Genomic DNA, 22523 nt, shown 5'->3' with positions numbered 1-22523 from the left:
GCCATCTTAAGCCCATCATCTGCCACGCCTCTTTTCTACCAAAAGTATGATAGAATAGATAAGATTGATATCTTTAGAGATCAGCTTGAAGGAGGCCCTGTATGTCTATTCGTTTCGTGATCGGCAGAGCCGGCAGCGGAAAAAGTGAACGTTGTTTAATAGAAATGAAGCATCAGTTGGCGGCAGAGCCGGAAGGTGACCCGCTCGTGTTATTGGTGCCGGAGCAGGCGACCTTTCAGGCTGAACATGCCATTGTGTCAGATCCCGGCATTCGGGGGATGATTCGTGCTCAGGTGTTAAGCTTTCACCGTTTGGCTTGGCGTGTTATGCAAGAAGAAGGCGGGACAGCGAGACTGCCGATTGATGATATGGGTAAGAAACTGCTGCTTACAAGCATTTTACATAAACAGAAAGAAAAGCTTCGCTTATTCGGCCACTCGGCTGAGCAAATGGGTTTCGTAGATCGTTTAAACCAGCTTTTTACGGAGATGAAAAGGTATTGTGTAACGGCTAAGCAGCTCGAAGAGCATGAGCAGAAACGGGCTTCTGTATTAGGAGAGAGCGGTCTGCTTCGAGATAAAATGCATGACATTCAGCTGATTTATCGCCAATTTGAATCGGAGCTATCCCGGCAGTATTTGGACGGCGAGGATTATTTGACACTGCTGGCGGAGCAGATTCCGAATTCCGCTTATTTGCAGTCTGCATCCGTTTGGATTGATGGTTTTCATGGTTTTACACCACAGGAGTTTGCCGTACTTGGCGCGTTATTTTCGACATGTAAACAGGTAACGATTACACTGTGCCTCGACCGGGAACTGCAAGCCGGGGATACGCCGGATGAGCTGGATTTATTTCACCCTACAGCGACGACGATGGTTCGGCTGCAGGAGCTTATTTGGCAGCTCGGATTGCCGTCAGCTGAGGTTCATCTTTTGGCGCTGGATCGTTCGCCACGTTATGACGATAGCCCGCTACTCGGGTATTTGGAGCGCAATTTTGACCGCCGGATTGGCGGAGGAGCTCAGCGTTATAAACCGGCTGCATATGAGAAGATAAGCGATCAGCTCGTGATTGCAGAGGCTGTTCACCGCCGTGCTGAAGTAGAAGGCGCAGTGAGGGATATGCTGCATTTGGTTCGTGAGCATGGCGTACGTTGGCGTGAAGTAGCCGTCATGGTTCGAAATATGGAAGGCTACCAGGATTTATTAAAAGCGGTACTGACCGATTATGAAATTCCGCACTTTTTTGACCAAAAAAGGACGGTGTTGCATCACCCGCTGGTTGAATTTATTCGTTCAGCGCTGGAGGTTGTTCAGCATAATTGGCATTATGATGCCGTATTCCGCTGTGTCAAAACGGATTTGCTGCTGCCAAGTGAAGCTGCCGATCAGAGAACAGAGCTCGATAAGCTGGAAAACTATGTGCTCGCATTTGGTATCCAAGGCTACAGATGGACCGATGGCAAGCCATGGAGCTACAAATTCCGGGCCAATCTGGAGCAGGCTGATGAAGGTATTCAGGAACAGACAGCTGAATTAGCTGCATTGAATAGAAGCAAAGAGTGGGTGGTGAAGCCGCTTCTTGCTTTTGCCAAACGCCTACAGCAAGCTGAGTCCGTTAAAGCGCAAGTTGAAGCTCTTTATGAACTTTTGATTGCTGTACAGGCTCCAGAGAAATTGGAAGCTTGGAGTCAGCAAGCGATTCATGACGGCAAACCGGAAAAAGCCCGTGAGCATGGCCAAATGTGGAACAGTGTCATGGAGATGCTGGATCAATTAGTAGAGACGATGGGGGACGATGAGCTGTCCCTTGAGATATTTAATAGCCTCGTTGAGACGGGCATGGAGAGCATGAAGCTAGGACTGGTGCCACCTTCGATGGATCAATTATTGATCGGAAGCATGGATCGGACGCGGTCAAGCGGTATTCGTTATGCATACATCTTGGGTGTGAACGATGGCGTTATCCCTGCTCAAATGCCGGAAAAAGGGGTCCTGACGGAAGCAGAACGGAGCGTTCTGATGGAGTCTGGTCTCCCGATGGCAGACGGAAGTCGGCGTAAACTTCTGGATGAGCAATTTATCGTATACACCTCTTTAACCGTACCGGGTAAAAGACTGTGGATGAGCTATCCGCTGGCTGATGAAGAAGGCAAGTCGCTCTTGCCCTCTGAGCTAATTAAACAAATGCGTCAGTTATTTCCCGGGACCGAGACACCGCTTTTACTTGCGGAACCGGCTGCTGAATCTCCGGAAGATGAGCAGGCCGCCTATATGGCGCATCCGAATCAGGCCATCTCCTATTTGGCAGTACGCATGAAGCACTGGATGCTTGGCGGCCGCATGGCCGATCTATGGTGGGAAACCTACAACTGGTATGCAGATAAGCCTGAATGGCAAATGAAGCTGCAATCGGTGGTTCAAGCGCTTCGTTATACGAATAAAGAGAACAAAATATCGTCCAAAACAAGCAAGCTCTTATATGGACAAAACCTGCGGGCCAGCGTCTCTCGCATGGAGAAATATGTGGCGTGTCCCTTCTCCCACTTCGTATCCCACGGCTTAAGACTGCAGGAAAGACGAGTGTACCGGCTGGATGCCCCGGATATCGGGCAATTGTTTCATGCGGCATTGAACCAGTTTGTTCAAAGATTGCAGCAGGATCAACTTGATTGGGGGTCACTGTCAGCAGAGGAGTGCATGGAGCGTTCCGCTCAGGTAGTGGATGAACTTGCTCCAAGACTGCAAGGGGAAATATTGCTTAGCTCCAGCAGATACGCCTATATAGCGAGAAAATTGAAGCAAGTCGTGGGCAGAGCAGCAGTCGTGTTAGGCGAACATGCGAAGCATGGCCAGTTTGAACCGTTAGGTCTGGAGATCGATTTCGGCCCAGGCAAAGAATTGCCTCCTTTGACCTTTGATTTAGAGAATGGCTGCACAATGGAAATCATTGGACGAATCGACCGGGTGGATCGGGCGGATGGCGAACAAGGCGTATTACTGCGAGTCATTGATTACAAATCAAGCTCAACCTCTTTGCAGTTGTCTGAGGTGTATTACGGGCTGTCCCTGCAAATGCTCACTTATTTGGATGTCATCATTACCCATGCGGAACGTTGGCTGGGTATTGCGGCGAAGCCAGCAGGAGTGCTTTATTTCCATGTGCATAACCCGATGCTTCAGCAAAAAAATGCCTTGGACCCTGCGGCCGTAGAGAAAGAGCTGCGGAAACGTTTTAAAATGAAAGGTTTGATCACGGCTGACGCTGAAGTTGCTGGATTGATGGATAGCGAGCTGTTAAAAAGCGCGGGGCACTCGCAATTAATTCCAGTGGCTTTGAAGAAGGATGGAAGCTTCTATTCAAGCTCCTCCGTCGCCACAGATGAACAATGGGATACTCTCAGGAAATATGTGCGTAAGCAGGTAAAAGGAATCGGAACGAGCATTACCGATGGTCATGTGGACATTGCTCCATACCGATTAGGCAAGAAAACAGCCTGCTTGCACTGTTCATATAAATCGATTTGTCAGTTTGATCCATTGTTTGAAGGCAATGAAATCCACGTTCTGAAACAGCGTGGGAAAGACCAGCTCTGGTCCGAATTGGAGCAAAACGTTAGCCCGTGATGAGGACGGAAAGGAGTGTAACGAAGTGAATAAACAACAACAGCCTAAGCCTCCAGGCAGTACTTGGACGGACGATCAGTGGGATGCGATTACCCTAAAAGGTCAAAATATGCTCGTTGCCGCTGCGGCCGGATCAGGCAAAACCGCCGTACTTGTGGAGCGCATTATCCGGCGAATTTCCGATGAGTGGGAGCCCATCGATGTAGACCGATTACTGGTCGCAACCTTTACCAAAGCGGCAGCCTCGGAAATGAAACATCGCATACGCGAAGCGCTGGAGAAAGAGCTGATGAAGCAGCCGCACTCGCAGCATTTGCGTAAGCAGATTGCGCTGATGGGGCGCGCCTCGATTACAACGCTGCATTCCTTTTGTTTGGAAGTTGTGCAGCGTTACTTCAGCCTCATTCGTCTTGATCCCGGCTTCCGGATTGCGAATGAGACGGAAGCGGAGCTCATGCGCCAAGACCTGCTTGGCGAGATGTTAGAGGAATATTACGCGGAAAGCGGAGAGAACAGCGCTTTCTGGCGGCTGGTCGATTCGTTCAGCGGGGAGCGCAACGACGACGCAATCATGCAGCTTATTCAGAAGCTGTATGATGTGTCGCGCAGCCACCCGTGGCCGGAGCATTGGCTCCGAGCGACGGCTTCGATGTTCGGGGCGCCGGAGTCCGCACCGCAGGAGGTGCCGGATGAGGCAGCTGCCGTTATGCAGGAGGCGCTGCCATATGTTGCCGCTGCGTCAGCACCGGCGGACTACGCGATCTGGGAGCAAAGTCTGATCCGCGACTTGGCTTTGGAGTTGGAAGGAGCCGCCGACTTACTGCGTCAGGCGATAGAAATCGCCGATTCGCCAGGCGGACCAGCTCCTTATTTGGACAATTTACGAGAAGATCTATTGCTCGTAAATAACTTACTGGAGACGACAACCTATCCGTGGTCCGTTCTGTATCTAGGTTTTCAAACCGTGGAGTTTGGCAAGCTCAAAGCATGCAAAGGCGACGACTACGACAAAGCGCTGCAAGAAGAAGTCAAGGAGCTGCGCAATAAAGTCAAAGAGCAAATTAACAAAATGCAAGAGGAGTTATTCGGCCGGACCCCTGAGCAATTCCATCAGGAAATTGCCGATATGGCACCGCTTCTACATACTTTAGTTGATTTGGTTGCGGATTTCGGACATCGTTATCAGGCAGGAAAACAAGCTAAAGGTTTAATCGATTTCGCTGATTTGGAACATTACTGCTTACAAATTCTGAGCGCGCCAGGCTCCATTCCGGGTGAATTGGTTCCATCTGAGGCAGCTCAGGCTTATCGGAAGCAATTCGCTGAAGTATTGCTCGATGAATATCAGGATACGAATCGTGTGCAAGAAGCGATTGTGGAATTGATTTCGAACGCAAACCCTGGAAATCGGTTCATGGTTGGCGATGTGAAGCAAAGTATTTACCGGTTCCGACTTGCGGAGCCAGGTCTCTTCCTTGAGAAATATAAAGCATACCGCTCCAATAAAGCGGAGTCGCAAGAAGTGCCTTCCGCGGGCGGCAGAATAGATTTGGCGCGTAACTTCCGCAGCCGGATCGAAGTCGTGGACGCGGTCAATTTTATTTTTAAACAAATGATGAATGAAACCGTAGGCGAAGTCGCTTATGATGAGCGGGCTGAGCTTGTATATGGAGCGGGTTATCCACCATCTGCCTCAGATTGTTCGGTTGAGATGCTGATAATTGATCGCGCAACAGATGCGCCGGACCCAAGCGAAGCTTATTCGACTGATTCAGAAGAAAATGAGGAAATGAATGCCGAAGCTTTACCCGAAGGAGCTGCTATAGATCCCGTTTTGGAAGCGCAAGAGCTGGAGACCGCACAATTAGAAGCGCGAACCATAGCCCGCCAAATTCAAGATCTGATGGGTGCCGGTGGGAAGGAAGCTTTTCAAGTATTTGATAAAAGAACCGGCGGTGATCGCCCAGTCACGTACCGGGATATCGTCATCCTTCTGCGTGCCACGCAGATGTGGTCGCCTATTCTCATTGAAGAACTTAAGAAGATGGGTATACCTGCTTACGCAGAGCTAAGTACGGGCTACTTTTCCGCGACAGAAGTGGAAGTCATGTTATCTCTGTTAAAAGTCATCGATAATCCGTATCAGGATGTGCCGCTTGCTGCTGTATTGCGGTCACCGGTGGTGCAGCTCACAGCCGAGGATTTAGCGCTGATTCGCATTGCAGATAAATCGGTGCCGTTCTACGATTCTGTGCTGCAGGCTGCGAGCGATGAGAAGACCGAAGAGAATGAGGTTTTGCTGCAAAAGCTGAACTATTTCCTGGAGCTGCTGGAAGCATGGCGGACCGAGGCTAGACAAGGCTCTTTGGCGGATTTAATCTGGCATATCTACAGACAAACAGGTTACTACGATTTCGCCGGCGGCTTGCCGGGTGGCGTGCAAAGACAGGCTAACTTGAGAGCTTTGTACGATCGTGCCAGACAATATGAAAGCACATCCTTGCGCGGGTTATTCCGCTTCCTCCGTTTTATTGAAAGAATGAAAGAAAGCGGTGGGGATCTGGGCACAGCACGTGCGCTCGGGGAGCAAGAAGACGTTGTAAGGATCATGTCGATTCATAAAAGTAAAGGTCTCGAATTCCCCGTAGTTTTCGGGGCCGGTATGGCTAAAATGTTTAACCAGCGCGATCTGAACGATTCATTTCTTCTGCATAAAGAGCTCGGGTTCGGCCCGCGGTTTGTAGACACGACACTACGTGTAAGCTATCCAACCTTGCCTTCTCTTGCCATAAAAAGAAGGATGAAGCTGGAGCTGCTTGCGGAAGAAATGCGGGTGCTCTATGTAGCACTGACTAGAGCTAGAGAGAAACTTTATTTGCTTGGTACTGTCAAATCATTGGATAAGCTGTTGCGCGGATGGGGCAGGCATCTGTCCAGAACGGAATGGTATTTGCCTGATTTCGAGCTGGCGAAAGCCAAAAGCTATCTGGATTGGGTGGGTCCAGCCCTGCTTAGGCATCCTAACGCTACTCTCTGGAGAGAACGTCTAGGCATAAGTGAAGCTTCTTCAGGGGTGCGATTATTGGAAGATCCTTCGGCATGGAAGCTGACCGTCATCAAGCCAGAAAGCTTGCTAACGGATGAAGCGTTGGAAGAACACAACATGGCCCCTGACGGAGATCGAATGGACAACATTCGCCGGATTGAGGCCGTGACGACGTCGGGTGAGTGGCAGGAATGGCTAGATGACCGGCTGTCATGGTCGTATTCGTTCCCTGAAGCACCTAAACTTTTTGCGAAGACGACCGTTTCCGAAATGAAGCGCTTGTCAGAGCTGAATCGAATTGCGGATGAGATGGAAATGCCGGCTGCAACAGAAGTCGTAACTCCAGGAGTGGCGACGTCATCTTCTGGAAGCGGAAGGTCCATGATTTGGCGCAGGCCTAAATTTATGGAAGAGAAGAAGCTGTCAGCAGCGGAAAAAGGAACGGTTGTCCACGCTGTCATGCAAAATCTCTCCCTGCAGGAAGTGCCGACAGAGGAGAGTATTCGAGGGACACTCCAAGACATGTTAAATAAGCAAACATTGACTACTGATCAAAGTGAAGTGGTGGATATTCCGGTTGTGCTGCGCTTTTTCCAGACAGAGGTTGGAAAGCGGATGCTTCAGGCAAGGAATGTACAACGCGAGGTGCCCTTCAGCTATGGTCTGCAGGCAGATGAGGTTTACGCGGGAACTGATCGTTCCACGAGCGGTGAAACGGTACTGATTCAAGGAGTCATCGATTGTTTATTTGAGGATGAACTTGGGCTGGTTTTGGTTGATTATAAAACAGATGCAGTAAAAGGTAACAGCGATATGGAGCTAAAACTGCGGTATGAGCAGCAAATTTCCCTCTATACGCGTGCCGTGGAACATATTTGGAAGCGTCCAGTTCATGGAAAGTTTCTGTATTTCTTTGATGGAGCGAAGCTGCTCGAAATGTAAGGTGGAGGATGAGGTATGCGAATATTACACACGGGTGACTGGCATTTTGGCCGAACGCTGGAAGGGCGAAGCCGTCTGGAGGAGCAGTCTGCTTTTGTGGACGAGCTAGTAGGTATCGTAGAAGACCAAGAGATTGATTTGGTCCTAATTGCTGGCGATATCTATGATAGTGTCAATCCTCCGGCAGCTGCGGAACAGCTTTTCTATGAAAGTATTGCGCGTCTTGCAGATGGAGGGAAACGTCACGTTGCCATTATCGCAGGCAACCATGATCATCCGGATCGTGTCGCTGCAGCGGCACCGCTTGCGGGCAAACAAAGCATTACATTGATCGGCATGCCTGTGCCTGAAATCCAGTCTATAGGAATCGCTCGTACTGGGGAGCTGGCGCGTCTTATTGCTTTGCCTTATCCGTCGGAGTCGCGTCTTAAGGAGCTTCTCTCGGAAGTTGCGGAGGAGGAAGCGCTGCGGAGCAAATATTCCGAACGAGTTGGAGCGCTGATTCGTAAACAGGCGGCTTCTTTTGAGCCGGGGACTGTTAATTTAATCATGAGTCACCTCTATGTGCTAGGAGGTCTCGAAACAGAGTCAGAGCGACCGATTCAAGTGGGCGGCGCGTATACCGTAGATACAACTGCGCTGACAGCAGGCGCGCAGTATGTGGCGCTAGGCCATTTGCATAGACCGCAAAATGTAAAAGCAGCTTCGCCTATACGCTATTGCGGATCGCCAATTGCTTATAGCTTCTCGGAAGCCGGACAAGCCAAGTCCGTAACTGTCCTAGATCTGCAGCCTGGGCAGTCAGCCGAGCCTAAAGAGATTTATCTAACCTCAGGACGTCCGCTCGTCAGCTGGAAAGCCAAAGAAGGTGTAGGGCAGGTTCACCAATGGCTGGAAGAGAAGCGGGATGCTGCAGCATGGATTGACCTCGAGATCAACATGACGGAAGCGATGTCCATTGAACAAATTCAATCACTGCGCAAAGCTTATGACGGATTTATTCATATCCGTCCCATTTATCCGGAGATGGAGGCTGTCAGGACAGCAGCGCCAAAGGCAGATCTATCGATGGAGGAGCATTTCACGCGCTTCTATTCTCGGCAAACCGGAGGCGCCCAGCCAGAGCCCGAGCTGATCCGGCTGTTCCTGGAGCTCCTGCAGGAGAAGGACTTGGCAGATGCGTCAGGGGAGTAGGATGGTTAGACCCACCTCAGATATTACATGTAGAATGTACAGTGAATTCGTGGAATTTCGTTGGGTTAGCTAGCGATCATGTAATTTGTACATCAAAATGATGAATTTTGCGCTTTTTATAGACGGAATCTGCATTTTTACTGTACTTTTTGCATGATAATCGTCTTAATTACACCTGTTAGTAAAAGTTTAATGTATGTTTTACATCTTGTAACACTAGGAGGACCTGAATATGCGTCCAATTGAGCTGCAAATGTCCGGGCTCCAAAGCTACCGAGAGCTGCAAAAGATTGATTTTAACCAACTGGTAGGAGCGGGTGTATTCGGTATTTTTGGACCGACGGGAAGCGGGAAATCGTCGATTCTCGATGCGATTACGCTCTCTTTGTACGGTAAAGTCGAGCGAGCCAGCGGCGGCACGCAAGCGATCATGAATCATGCGGAGCAGACATTGTTCGTTTCTTTCACTTTTGAGCTCACGAATGCAGTGGGTACAGAACGTTATCGCGTAGAGCGTCAATTCAAGCGCGGCACGGAGATGTCCATTAACGGAACGATTGCCAGACTGCTCCATTTGCAAGAGAAGGAGACCATTGTACTTGCGGACAAAGCAGGCGAAGTCAATCAGAAAGTGCTGCATATCCTCGGATTATCCATGCAGGATTTCACGAGAGCGGTCGTATTGCCGCAAGGGAAATTCGCGGAATTTCTGACTTTGACGGGCAAAGATCGCAGGCAGATGCTGCAAAGACTTTTCCACTTGGAGCAATATGGGGATCAGCTCAGCGCTAAGGTAAGCTCCAAAGTGAAAGAAACGGATAGTATGGTGAAACAGCTTGCAGCAGAACAGATGGGCCTGGGGGATGCCTCGGAGCAAGCTTTGCAAGCAGCCAATGAGAGACTTCAAGAAGCTGAAAGTGAAGCCGTGAGAAGCCGTCTGCATTTGAATGAACAGGAAAAGTGTTACGAGGAACACAAGCAGATTTATCACTGGCAGCAGGAGCAAATCGTGCTGGAAGCGGAAGCGCAAAAACTGCAGGAGCAAGAAACTCACATACGTGAGAAAGAGCTTCTATTGGGGCATGCGGATCTAGCAGAAAAAGTTAAACCCTATCTGGAGCAGCATGAATTAGCTGTCAAGGACGTACAAACAGGACAATCGAAACTAGACATTTCGAAAGTAAGCCAGCAAACTACTGAGGCAGCGTATCAGCAAGCAACGGAGCAATATGAACAGGCTCAGCAAGAGCTTTCGTTGAAGGAAGGACCTTTGTTACTCCGGTTAGACCAGTTGCAGCAGGCGCTCGTTATTCAGCAGGAACTGGATCATGTTGGGCAGCAGGTAAAGATTGCTCAGCAGCAAGAAAATGAAGTGAAAACAGCGTTAGCAGCGCTGCAACTGGAAATTAAGAAAAGCAATGAGACGAAGCAAAAAGCTATTTTGAAACAAACGGAACTGAAGGAGCAGCTCAGGCAAACAGAAACCAATACAGCGACTACCCAACTGTTACATAAAGCGCTTCAGGAGAAAAAAACGATTGAACAGCTGCAGCTGCAGAAGGAAGGTGCTCAAAAAGCGTTCGAAGAGAGAGTTCGTTCACATGCTGCGCTTGAGCATAATCATTTGCAATTAGCAGATAAGCAGAAAGCAATGATGGATAAGCTGCATGTATGGCTTCAACGTTCAAATGAAATCAATTTGGAGGGGCAGAAGCAGAATGCCTCTTTCAATGGCTTTATTCCTGCCTTGCAAGCCCAACTAGACCAGATGAAGTTGCGTTGGAAAATGCAAGAACGCCATGCTCTGGCAGCGATATTGGCGGGTGAGTTAGCGGATGGAGATCATTGTCCTGTGTGCGGAGCAACCGAGCATCCGTCCAAACTCATTCCATCAGCAGGAACAGCAACCGGAGAAGAAACCGAGTTGCAGATTCAACAAGGGGAAGCGCTGCTTCAAAAGGTCAAAGAGCGCCTATATACCCATCAACAGCGATTACATAGAATGGCAGCTGTTATACAGCAAGCTGTTGAGCTGGCGTCGCAACAATCACGCTCTCCATTGGCTGAGCCTGAAGAAGTGGGACAAGCATGGAAAGAAGCAGCAGCAGGACTAGAAGGAACAGTATCTCTGCGTGAGACTGAGTCGCAGGAAGGAACTGGACTCTCAGGCTTCCAACAGAATTGGACAAAAATGGAAGATAACTGGAATGCAGTTATGTCCCGTGCCGATGAGCTCGAACAGTCGTTCCAAGCGTTATCTAAAGAGCATCATGCACATGAACAACAGACTGTGCAAGTGGCTGCTCAGCAGCAAGCAGCTGCAAGTCTACTAACTGAAGCGGAAGCTAATCTCACAGCTGTTCATTCAACAATGAACGAACAAATGAAGCAGTGGCAACATAGATATACGGAGCTTTCTTGGGAAGAGATAGACGCTCAGCTGGAACAACAGCTTGCCAAAGAAAGGCTCGCAGAGGAGCTTCGCGGACGCATCGAGAAGAGCATCCCCTTTATGGATGAGCTGATTGTGAAGATCGACGAGCTCCAGCGTGCCGCAACGGAGCAGGATCGGACCGCTCTGCAGCTGCACGAGCGTCTGCAGGGGCTCGCGCAGCTCGCTGCCGACAAGTCGCGGCAGCTGGCGCAGCGCGCGCCCGGCGCGGCTGTGCCGCAGCTCATCGCGGAGGCGACCTCCGCGCTTGAGCGGCTGCGTCTCGCCGCGCAGCAAACCAAGCTCGCGCACGCTGCCGCGCAGCGCGAGCAGTCCCTGGCGGCGCAGCGCTACAGCGCCGCCGCCGAAGCCGCTGCCGCTGCCGCGCGGCAGCTGGCACAGACGGAGCGCGCGCTGCATGGCGCGCTCGCGGAGAACGGCTTCGCGTCGCGCGAAGCCGCAGAAGCGGCGGCGCTGGCGCCTGAGCAGCGCCGCCAGTGGGCTCAGCTCGCGGCGGAGCACCGCGAGCGCGAGCAGGCGCTGCGCGCCCAGCTGGCGCAGCTGGCAGCGAAGCTGCAGGGCCGCGTGCTGAGCGCGGACGCATGGGCGCAGACGCAGGCGCTGCTGAGCGCCGCGAAGGCCGCCGCGGAGGCTGCGCTTGAGTCGCGAGCCAAGGCGGCCCAGGGCGCAAGCGAGCTTGCTGCGCGGCATGCGCGGTGGTGCGAGCTCGAGGCGCAGCGCGCCGAGCAAGCGAAGCAGCTGGAGCGGCTGGGCAAGCTGCAAGCTGTGCTGAAAGCGAATGCCTTCGTTGAGTATTTGGCCGAAGAGCAGCTGATGCAAGTCAGCCGCGCAGCTTCGGAGCGGCTGGGTGAATTAACGCGTCGACGTTATGCGATTGAAGTCGACTCGGGTGGCGGGTTTGTCATTCGTGATGATGCCAACGGCGGCGTCAAGAGACCGGTTAGCACGCTGTCAGGCGGCGAAACCTTCCTGACTTCTTTAGCCCTAGCGCTCGCACTCTCCGCGCAAATTCAGCTCAAAGGCGAATATCCTTTGGAATTTTTCTTCCTAGATGAGGGCTTCGGCACTCTGGATCAGGAATTGCTGGATATGGTTATTGGCGCTTTGGAAAAGCTTCACATGGACAGCTTAGCGGTTGGCGTCATTTCTCACGTACCTGAATTGCGTGCTCGTTTAGCCCGCAAATTAATTGTTCAGCCAGCGGAGCCGTCTGGCCGCGGGAGCCGTATTGTGCTCGAAGAGCAGTAGGTGTTTTTTATTCCTACATGTTAGGTAAAATCATCAAGCCGATTCGTACAAGTTGGCATACACTGCTACATCTTTTACGAAGAGGAGAATGGTGAATGGCTACATTTCATGAGGCACTGAAACACAAGAATAGAATTTCACCAGTTTTGTTGAAGCGTGCGGAGGTTGTCGCGGTGGGTGTTGGCTATATGGATCCCAGCAAGCCTGCGCTAGGCTCAGGTGTCGTTGTGTACACCCAGAAGAAAATCGTTCCCTCTAGCATGACTAGCCTCAAAGGTGTGCTCGCCAAAGCGGGTTCGGCAGTACCTATTCGCTTCGTTTCTTCTGGGGAATTCAAGAGGCATGCTGCGGCTCCGAAACCGAAAGCAGTGAAAATAGGCAGCTATCAAGGTAAGAATCGCCCTGTTCCCGGAGGTGTGAGCTTGGGGAAAGTGGATCCGGATTCCACAGGAACAGGCGGCCTCATCGTAACGAAGAACAATCAGTTGTATATCTTGAGTAATAACCATGTACTTGTCAAAAATAACTCGTCAGCTTCGGCCATTACGGTACAACCAGGTCCTGCGGATGGCGGTCAAGCACCAAGAGATACCATAGGAAGCCTCTTTGATTTCACCAAGTTAGTCCCGAACGGCATCAATTTCCAGGATTCTGCGCTTGCTAAGCCGACTTCGAACAGTTTGCTTAATCCAAGATACTTGATTAGCTCATCAGGTAGACTTATTACAGTTCCTGGTCATATATCGACTTATCCTGTCGGGCTGCAATTAATGAAGTCAGGCCGTACAAGTGGATTTGCCAGAGGAACAATTGAAGCTAATCATGCAGACGTGCGAGTGACTTATGGAGGAACATTGGGCGATCTGACATTCCGTAACCAATTGGTCATTCGCGGTACTAGAGGACCTGTATCCCTTCCCGGGGATTCCGGCTCAGTTTGGCTGCGCTCCAGTGACCGCTTTGCTGCGGGGCTTAATTTCGCTGGAAGTGATAATGGCATGCTTTCGATCAGTAACCCCATCGATGTTGTAATGTCTAGGTATGGCGTGCGTACGGCTGTTCCTGCAGCCAGAGGTACCTTCAAAGCAGGCGTTATTAAAGGGCTTGCGGCGCGGGGAAATCATGCACTCGTGAAGCCCCTCTCTGTAGGAGAACGCAAGCGCATCCGCGCTGTACGTGCCACTGCGAAGTAAGACACAGACTAAGCTGAAAAAGAGCTGGATAGGAGATATGTCCTATCCAGCTCTTTTTATTATTTTCATCAATAGATGCTACTTTCCGGTCGTGTGTACGTATCAAGTATAGACACACCACTTACCAGAAGCCTGAAGGGAGTCATTTTTTCTTGAAAAAAATAAAAAAAAGAATCAGTATCATGACGTTTGTCGTAGGTGTATTAGCTGCCAGTTTGGCTAGCTCGCCTGCGCCTGCACATGCAGATATCGTATGGGATCATTGGCAAAAAGCAGAGTCGCTAGTTGCCAGCGGCAATAAAGCGGAGGCCGTCTCGCATTGGCAGTTTCTTGCGAATCACTATGCTAACATCGGGGATTGGGAGAATACGGCACTGTTCTATGGAAAGTTAGCTTCTTATTTCGATGCTACCTTAGATTATGAGCAGGCCATTCATGATTATGAGCTGGAAAATGAGTACTGGGTCAAAGCAGGCCGAGATTGGGGGGCTGTTAAGCTGCAGCGAGCCGATCAAATCCGGACAACTGTTGAATTATATAGACAGGAGCGTGATCAGTCTTCTATAAGGGACTTGGCTCTGCCTCCAAACGGCAAACTGGCCAAGTTTGAACCTGCATACGGGACATATCTAGGGATTTATTCGGAACAGGATCCCAAAGTAGGTAACCTGTTTACCAAGACAGAATCTGTGTATGGTAAAAAACACGCGATTTATTTGGCCTATGCGCATTGGGGGCAAGGTTTTCCGGCGACGTATGCGAAAAGAGCCAAAGATGCAGGCGGTGCGCTGCAAATCGCATGGGAGCCTGATGATGGCTTGGACCCGGTAGCCGATGGCGCATATTTGCGGAAATGGGCGCAGGAGGCGAAGGCCGCGGGTATCCCAATCTTTTTGCGTTTTGCTGGAGAAATGAATGGGGCTTGGGTCAAATGGCACGGGAATCCCACTCAATATATAGCGAAATTTCGTATGCTGCATGATGTATTTGCGGCTGAAGCGCCGAACGTGGCTATGGTATGGAGCCCTGGAGATGTACCTGCGAATGATATCGACCCGTATTATCCCGGGGATGACTATGTAGACTGGGTTGGCGTCAGTTTATATATTGAGCCCTATGAAAATGGGGACCCTTCGCTGCCTTCCATGTTAGCTACAAGCAATGTCGAGAGACTGACCAGACTGTACAATACGTATTCTGATCGTAAACCGCTTATGCTAAGTGAAACGGGAGTTCCGCACTACCAGCATGCGGCTGGAGAAGATTTTACAGAATGGGCAAAGCTCAATCTGCAGCGTCTATATGAAATTATGCCTTACAAATATCCGAGACTGAAAGCCATTACTTACTTTAATGTCAATCAAGGGTTGAATAACGCCCAAAACGACTATTCCCTATCCAGCTCGTCTGATATCCAAAATTACTATACCAAACTAATTGCAAATCCCTATTTGCTATCGAAAGTGACCGATTCTGCTCAACCGGCTGATAGCGTAGGTTATGTGCCAGTCGATGCTGATCACCAATCATTTACGAAGAAAACCAAGTTCGTTCCTTTTATTAAAATACCCGAGGTGTACATTGGGAAAGTCGAGTATATCCTCAATGGACGAGTTATTGCGACTCAGACTGAACTGCCATATGGCTTGGATCTGCGTGCAGGCGAAGTTCCTGAAGGTTCCGTTCTTCAATTGCGTGTGTTGAACAAATCCGGCAAGCAAGTCACGCTGCGTACCTTTGGCATATCTTCTCAGGTGTCCGTGGATATTGACGGAAAAGATCAGGTTTTCGAGCAGGCTCCAGCCATCGTAAACGGATCTACACTAACACCGCTTCGAGCTATCTTTGAAGCCATGGGAGCGACGGTAGAGTACGAAGCAGCGACTAGAACAGTCAATGCGAAAAAAGGGAGCACAACCGTACGCCTAACGCTTGACCAGAAAACCGTGTATGTGAACGGAAAAGCCATGCAGCTGGAAGAGCCGGCTCGGCTCGTAAACGGCTACACGCTTGCTCCTGCCAGATTCGTAGGGGAAACCTTTGGCGGCAAATTGGCTTGGGATGGCAGCAGCCGAACCGTCACGATCTCAACCAAATAGTTCTGGATAGCAAAAAAACGGCTCCAACTTTGGCTTATCGTCAAAGTTGGAGCCGTTTTTAATTTTAAAACCTTATACATTTTGAAGTGCTTGCTGTACTTCTTGAACAACCGACAGGGCAGCCGTGCGTGCGCTTGAGAATGCGCGTTCTGCGAGCTCGCCTTTGCCCGTACAACCGTCACCGCAGAAGTAGAAAGGCACATTTTCGACGCGTATAGGAAGAAGATGATTGGTCGAAATGTTTTTCACGCTGGATACCATCGCTTTCTTGGACACCCTTTTCACCGCGGTAACATCGCGCCAGCCTGGGTAATGCTTATCGAACAAAGCTTCCATCTGCGTGTTTTTACTTTCGAGATAGGCTTTGCGTTGTTCATCGCTTTCGAATTGATCGCTCAAGTAGGCGATACCCTGCAGCAGTTGCCCGCCTTCAGGCACTAGCGTGTGATCCGTTGCGGAAACATCACTGATGAATAGCTTGTTATCCATGTCGCTAATATAGCTAAACGGTCTTGCAACAACCTTGCTAAGTCCTACGTCGTATACCATAACTTCAGTAGCTGTGTTGGATTCATAAGGTGCCAAGAATGGCTCCCATGCCGTGCCTTTCAACAATTTGACGACTTGCTGTACCGGCATTGCGAAAATCACTTTATCAAAGGATTCTTCGCGGTTTTTCGTTTGAAGCACGAATTTCCGGTCTGCATAACGCAGGCTCTCTACGCCTTCTTGAATAGCGATTTCCCATCTGCCTGATGTTGTGAGTTTTTGTTTAAGCTGGTTGGTGATGACGGCCCAGCTTCCAAGAATATAGTTAACCGGCTTCGAAGAAAGGAACAGGTTATGGTAGTACTCGCTGATCACCGCACCGGACACATTGCGTGCATCTTCAGGGGTGATGAAAAAGTTGGAGCAAACAAGATGTTCCCATAGTTCTTTAACATCCTCGTCCGCATTGGATTCAGCAAGATAATCAGCTAGGGTAGCATAATTTTTTAGGTTATGGATGTTTGCGATAATGGCGGCAATTTCACCAACGAATCGAACTTTTTGCGCCGTGCTAAGTAAATCCGTTTTTAGGAGGTTGATGGCATCTAGTGGCGCGGTAGTAAGTTGATTGTGCTTCGCATAAACGACTTTCCGTTTATCTACTTGCTTGGATGAGAAAGACAATCCTAGTTCTCGCTCCATGTTCGTAATGGTGTGACGATCTATTCCATAAATGGCATGTGCGCCGTAGTTGAGTGTGAATCCTGCTTTCTCATAAGTAAATGCACGGCCACCAAGCTGCGGACTGCGCTCAAAAAGAATACCTTCGATATGCGGGTTCTCCGATAAATAAGCGGCAGCAGTTAATCCGGCTAAGCCTCCACCAATAATAGCTACTTTCATTTTGTGTTCCTCCTTGGGGACTGGTTCTACCTGCAGCGGTGCGTAAGGCTCGTTTACACGAATGCCCACCCACATCCAAGCTAAGTTGTTTTTCATCATATCGACTAAATCAGTGTGCTCTTGATTGCACCAAGTTCGAATCGTGCCGTTATACATGCATACGAGCAGTTCTACTTTTTTCGGTTCAGGCAGCCAATGCAGCAAGCTCTCAGAGAGTACATTTAACTGGCGCTGTTCTTCCGTTTTTACGGTTTCATTTTGTAAGGATAAGGCTTGTAAACTTCGAATTAGAAGAGGTATAACGCGAATGTTAGACGCTAAGTCTAAAAATAAGCGATTAATATGTCCTTCAAGCGATTGCACCTTGGAAGGAGGCATTTTTACCCATTCTTGAATCAGTTGGATCTGTTTGCTGTAAAGGTCAGCAATGATGGCGTCTTTACTTTTGAAATAATGGTAAAAAGTTCCTTTGGAAGTCCCCGTTGCTGAGATGATGTCGTCAACAGATACGTTCTCGTAGCCTTTTTCCATAAACATCGATAAGGCGACGTCCATCATGACATCACGCTTTTTGCGGGTGGTGGCCCTCATGAATTGGCTCATCCGGTCACTCCATTCCAACCATCGATTTATTTCTATTATATGCAAAATTAGACCGATAGTCTACATGTGAATTGACCGATGTATAAATTGTTCGCAGGAAAAAATAATCTAAACAATTGTTTACCGTGTGATGGTGATATACGTAGTCTATACTTCTTATTAGAACCACATGAGAGGATGAATTTAACACTTGACTAAAGAAGAATTAGGCTGGAATTTGTTTTTTGAAAAAGCGTTCGAACCTTACCTTGAAGAAGGGTACCAAGCTGGACGGGTGTCCTTGGAACATAAACATATGTACCGCGTTCAAACAGAATCCGGTGAAGCACTAGCAGAGGTTTCAGGGAAGATGCGACATCTTGCTGTTCGCCGCGAAGACTATCCCGCTGTTGGCGATTGGGTTGTTGTCTCCGTGCGCGAAGAGGAGCAGCGAGCAACCATCCATGCTGTTCTGCCGCGTAAGAGTAAGTTTTCCCGGAAAGTTGCCGGTCAAGTCACAGAAGAGCAAATTGTAGCTACAAACGTGGATACTGTATTTCTGGTTACAGCGCTAAATCTGGATTTTAATGTTCGGCGTATTGAACGGTACTTGGTATTGGCTTGGGAAAGCGGTGCTAATCCCGTTATTATCCTCAGCAAAGCGGACTTATGCGAGGATCCGGAAGCACTTGCGGCTGAGGCCGCGGCTGTTGCCGTGGGCGTGCCTATTCATATCATCAGCTCTGCCGAAAACAGAGGACTTGCAGAATTGGCTGCGTATGTGACACCTGGTCAAACAGTCGCGCTGCTCGGATCTTCTGGTGTGGGCAAATCAACCTTGGTGAACCGCATTTATGGGAAAGAAATTTTGGAAACGGGAGATATCCGTGAAGGCGATGACAAAGGTAAGCATACAACGACCCACCGTGAGCTGATTACGCTGCCTGGAGGAGGTATCCTGATCGACACGCCTGGCATGCGCGAACTGCAGCTTTGGGATGCATCCGAGGGTTTGAGCACGTCTTTCCAAGACATTGAGGAGCTTGCGCAGCAATGTTATTTCCAAGATTGCAAGCATGAGAATGAACCGAAATGCGCTGTCAAAGGTGCTCTGGAGGAAGGCACACTTCCGCAAGAACGTTTTAACAACTATGTGAAATTGCAGAAGGAGCTTGCTTATTTGGCGCGCAAAGAAGATAAAGGTCTTCAAGCTGCCGAAAAGGCGAAATGGAAGAAGATTCATCAGTCTTTGAAGAGCCAGATTAATCGCTAAGATGTTTTTGGAAATCAATCATGCGTGTGAAGTAGCCTTTTGCCTAGAGCTGAATATGCTGTAGAAAAAAGGAGGCATGAGCCCATGAAACATCCCGAAATTCATGAGATTTGCAAAAAACATATGTACCGTTATGTCAGTGTAACGATGACAAGCGGAGCTGTTTATGACGGCATTGTCGAGAATGTGGATGATGACAATTTATACTTAGCTGTGCCAATCGGCGGTATGGATCATGAACAGATGAGAGCATTCCTGCCCTACGGAGGTTATCCTTATCCGTATTATGGCTACCCGTATCCTGGATATGGATATGGATATGGATTTGGACGTCGAAGATTTGCAAGGCAAGTCCTGCCATTAGCTGGTTTACTAGCTTTGTCATTGCTTCCTTATTATTAATAGAAAACCAATTTCTTGTTAAGAAATCTCTCCGTTTGACGGTGGGGTTTCTTTTTTTTGCTATTGTTCCTTGGAATAGGACGGATTGGGTTGGATTTTTTCGCGCATTTCCGATAAAATTAAAAGCATAGATTTTTAAGAAAGTGGAGGGACTAGCCCATTTATGAGTGATTGTATTTTTTGCAAAATTGTTGCGGGGGAACTGCCCTCGAAAAAAGTGTTCGAGAACGACGAAATTCTAGCTTTTCACGACATCCAACCAGCCTCGCCGATCCATGTACTTATCATTCCCAAAAAGCACATCGTATCATTAGCTGACGCCCAAGCGGAAGACTGGTCTACTATTGGGCAAGTGCAAGCGGCTGCCGCGCAAATTGCTAGAGAACTAGACATTGAAGAGTCAGGTTATCGAGTCATCACCAATGTTGGTGCAAATGCTGGACAAATTGTTCACCATATCCATTATCACTTGATGGGCGGGGCGCGTTTAGCTCCTTTAGGGGTTCATAATTAGGGTCAACTTTTAAAAACCTAACTATTCGATTGACACCCTAATTACTATCACCTATAATGAGATTTGATGAACCGTTTGATCCTAGATGGTCTGTTCGGAGGGAGGGAAATCTGTTGTCAGAAACTCGAGTTCGTAAGAACGAAACTATAGATGCTGCACTTCGTCGCTTTAAGCGTTCCATCGCTAAGGATGGCATTCTAGCAGAAGTTAAGAAACGTAAACATTATGACAAGCCTAGCGTTAAGCGTAAGCTTAAATCTGAGGCTGCTCGCAAGAGAAAGTTCTAGGAGGCAATATGAGCTTAAGCGATCGATTGAACGAAGATATGAAGCAAGCGATGAAGAGTCAGGACAAGTTCAAACTCTCTGTAATTCGAATGGTTAGATCAACAATTAAGAATTCTGAGATAGATCTGAAAAGATCCTTAGATGACAATGAAGTGCTTGACGTACTAACTCGTGAAATCAAACAGCGTAAGGATTCCCTCCAAGAATTTACGAAGGCCGGCAGAGATGATCTGGCCGAGAGCCTGAAGGCTGAACTTGTCATTCTAGCTGAGTACATGCCGCAACAGCTTTCTGAGGAAGAAGTGAAAGCCATTGTACAGCAGACCATCCAGCAAATTGGTGCTTCTTCCAAAGCGGATATGGGCAAAGTGATGACGGCATTGATGCCTCAGGTTAAAGGACGCGCTGATGGGAAACTTCTTAATCAGTTGGTCCAACAATTATTGGGATAATACTTAAATATGTTAGTATGACAAGACCGAGCGGATATGATATCCTCTCGGTCTTTTTATTTTCCTGCAAAACGAAACAGTTTATGGCATATGACGTACATATTAATGATAAGGAAGAATCAGGAAAGGAGTGAAAGATGATGTTTGCAGAAAACTTATCGGCCTTTCTGACCCATCCAATTACAGCGACCGTGTTGTTGATGGTCGGCATTATTGGAATCGCTTTAGAACTTCTTTTTTTCAGCAGCGGTTTACTTGCATTAGCAGGCGTCGCTGGTTTTGGACTATATTTTCTTGGGTTTTATTTGGCGGGATTTGCTGGGTTCGGCGATTTGGCCGTGTTTGGCATCGGGTTAGTGCTTCTTATCTTGGAACTGGTCGTTCCTAGCTTTGGGATTCTTAGTGTGCTGGGTGCCATATGCCTTTTTGGCGGGGTGCTGCTCGCTTCTTCGAACCCTATGGATGCCGCGGTCATGCTGGGAATAGCGTTGCTCGTAGCCATCGTTGTCATTGCCTTTGCCATTAAGACATTTAAACACCGCGGCGTATGGAATCGATTTATTTTGAAGGAGCAGTTAACAACGGACAAGGGCTTTACCTCAAGCCCAGACAGAACGCATTTAATAGGGCTTACAGGGCAATCGGTTACGCCACTTAGGCCTGCTGGCACTGCGATCATTCAAGGAGAACGTGTGGATGTCGTGACGAACGGGAGCTTTATTTCGAATGCGAAGGAAATTATTGTTGTAGACGTTGAAGGGGCTCGTATTGTTGTTAGAGAGATTGAAGCTAATCAGGCTACTAATTCTTAGGAGGACAAATGAATGAATATTGAACCAGGGCTCTATTTAGTACTGCTTGCGGCTATCATCATTATTGTGCTTTCGATACTGCTCAGTGTTGTTCCGGTCATGTTGTGGATTTCTGCGCTTGCATCTGGGGTGCGTATCAGTATTATTACTTTAATTGCAATGAGGCTGCGCCGTGTTACACCAAGCAGAATCGTGAACCCAATGATCAAAGCGACCAAAGCCGGTCTGGATTTAAGCATTAATCAATTGGAAAGTCACTTCCTTGCCGGCGGTAATGTGGACAGAGTCGTTAATGCCTTGATCGCGGCTCACCGGGCCAAAATCAATTTGGAGTTTGAACGTGCGGCAGCTATCGACTTGGCGGGCCGTGATGTGCTGCTAGCTGTACAAATGAGCGTTAATCCGCGAGTGATTGAAACTCCGAACGTTTCTGCGGTTGCTAAGAACGGGATTGAAGTCAAGGTTATTGCGAGAGTGACGGTACGCGCTAATATTGAGCGTTTGGTCGGCGGCGCCGGGGAAGAAACGATTATTGCTCGCGTCGGCGAGGGGATTGTCACTACAGTTGGTTCCAGCGACTCGCATAAGGACGTTTTGGAGAATCCGGATCTGATCTCCCGAACTGTTCTAGGCAAAGGTTTGGACGCCGGAACGGCTTTTGAAATCCTGTCCATCGATATTGCAGACGTAGATGTTGGGAAAAACATCGGTGCACATCTGCAAACAGAACAAGCAGAGGCCGATAAACGTATCGCTCAGGCGAAAGCCGAAGAAAGACGTGCAATGGCGGTTGCGGCCGAGCAAGAGATGAAGGCTAAGGTCGTAGAGATGCGCGCCAAAGTTGTTGAATCGGAATCGCAAGTGCCTCTTGCCATGTCAGAAGCACTGCGCAGCGGCAAACTCGGCGTCATGGACTATATGAATCTCAAAAATATTGAAGCAGACACTCAAATGCGCTCAACGCTCGGTAAAGTTAATGATGGCAAGAGCGAGAAAGACTCCTAGC

Annotated in this window: 14 protein-coding genes; 13 read left to right on the top strand and 1 reads right to left on the bottom strand. The window is 48.9% G+C overall.

Annotation, left to right across the window (positions count from 1 at the left end):
- The first annotated feature begins 101 nt into the window (after positions 1 to 101).
- From addB to AC58VC_RS10970, 6 genes are all read left to right on the top strand, one after another.
- Entirely contained in the window at positions 102 to 3629 is a 3528-nt protein-coding gene (addB, locus tag AC58VC_RS10995; protein ID WP_497368788.1) for a helicase-exonuclease AddAB subunit AddB, read from the top strand.
- A 25-nt stretch (positions 3630 to 3654) separates the two neighbouring features.
- A complete protein-coding gene (gene addA / locus AC58VC_RS10990; RefSeq protein ID WP_497368787.1) occupies positions 3655 to 7617 on the top strand; it encodes a helicase-exonuclease AddAB subunit AddA in 3963 nt (1320 codons plus the stop codon).
- Between the two features lie 15 nt (positions 7618 to 7632).
- On the top strand, positions 7633 to 8811 hold the full coding sequence (locus AC58VC_RS10985; protein WP_497368786.1) for an exonuclease SbcCD subunit D: 1179 nt from the start codon (positions 7633 to 7635) through the stop codon (positions 8809 to 8811).
- A 232-nt stretch (positions 8812 to 9043) separates the two neighbouring features.
- Positions 9044 to 12511, top strand: a complete 3468-nt coding sequence (locus AC58VC_RS10980) for an SbcC/MukB-like Walker B domain-containing protein (RefSeq protein ID WP_497368785.1) — start codon at positions 9044 to 9046, stop codon at positions 12509 to 12511.
- Between the two features lie 95 nt (positions 12512 to 12606).
- A complete protein-coding gene (locus tag AC58VC_RS10975) occupies positions 12607 to 13704 on the top strand; it encodes a chymotrypsin family serine protease (RefSeq protein ID WP_497368784.1) in 1098 nt (365 codons plus the stop codon).
- Positions 13705 to 13856: 152 nt separating this feature from the next.
- On the top strand, positions 13857 to 15803 hold the full coding sequence (locus AC58VC_RS10970; RefSeq protein WP_497368783.1) for a stalk domain-containing protein: 1947 nt from the start codon (positions 13857 to 13859) through the stop codon (positions 15801 to 15803).
- A gap of 72 nt (positions 15804 to 15875) precedes the next feature.
- Here AC58VC_RS10970 and AC58VC_RS10965 read toward each other — a convergent pair whose 3' ends face one another.
- Complete coding sequence (locus tag AC58VC_RS10965; protein ID WP_497368782.1) at positions 15876 to 17798, bottom strand: FAD-dependent oxidoreductase; 1923 nt, start codon at positions 17796 to 17798, stop codon at positions 15876 to 15878.
- Between the two features lie 190 nt (positions 17799 to 17988).
- Here AC58VC_RS10965 and rsgA point away from each other — a divergent pair, with 190 nt between their 5' ends.
- The 7 genes from rsgA to floA all read left to right on the top strand — a co-directional run bounded on the left by rsgA (position 17989) and on the right by floA (position 22522).
- A complete protein-coding gene (gene rsgA, locus AC58VC_RS10960; RefSeq protein WP_497368781.1) occupies positions 17989 to 19050 on the top strand; it encodes a ribosome small subunit-dependent GTPase A in 1062 nt (353 codons plus the stop codon).
- An 84-nt stretch (positions 19051 to 19134) separates the two neighbouring features.
- Positions 19135 to 19452, top strand: coding sequence for a hypothetical protein (locus AC58VC_RS10955; RefSeq protein ID WP_497368780.1), 318 nt, complete (start codon positions 19135 to 19137; stop codon positions 19450 to 19452).
- Between the two features lie 163 nt (positions 19453 to 19615).
- Positions 19616 to 19966: a histidine triad nucleotide-binding protein gene (locus AC58VC_RS10950; RefSeq protein WP_497368779.1), complete on the top strand. Its 351-nt coding sequence runs from the start codon at positions 19616 to 19618 to the stop codon at positions 19964 to 19966.
- 113 nt (positions 19967 to 20079) lie between these two features.
- Positions 20080 to 20253: a 30S ribosomal protein S21 gene (gene rpsU, locus AC58VC_RS10945; RefSeq protein ID WP_029195880.1), complete on the top strand. Its 174-nt coding sequence runs from the start codon at positions 20080 to 20082 to the stop codon at positions 20251 to 20253.
- A gap of 8 nt (positions 20254 to 20261) precedes the next feature.
- Positions 20262 to 20705, top strand: coding sequence for a GatB/YqeY domain-containing protein (locus AC58VC_RS10940; protein ID WP_497368778.1), 444 nt, complete (start codon positions 20262 to 20264; stop codon positions 20703 to 20705).
- A 140-nt stretch (positions 20706 to 20845) separates the two neighbouring features.
- Positions 20846 to 21517: an NfeD family protein gene (locus tag AC58VC_RS10935; protein ID WP_497368777.1), complete on the top strand. Its 672-nt coding sequence runs from the start codon at positions 20846 to 20848 to the stop codon at positions 21515 to 21517.
- A gap of 12 nt (positions 21518 to 21529) precedes the next feature.
- Entirely contained in the window at positions 21530 to 22522 is a 993-nt protein-coding gene (floA, locus tag AC58VC_RS10930) for a flotillin-like protein FloA (RefSeq protein ID WP_497368776.1), read from the top strand.
- Position 22523 lies beyond the last annotated feature (1 nt).

The sequence above is a fragment of the Paenibacillus sp. J22R67 genome (genome assembly GCF_059692175.1).
This window is presented reverse-complemented; position numbering and strand designations above follow the sequence as displayed.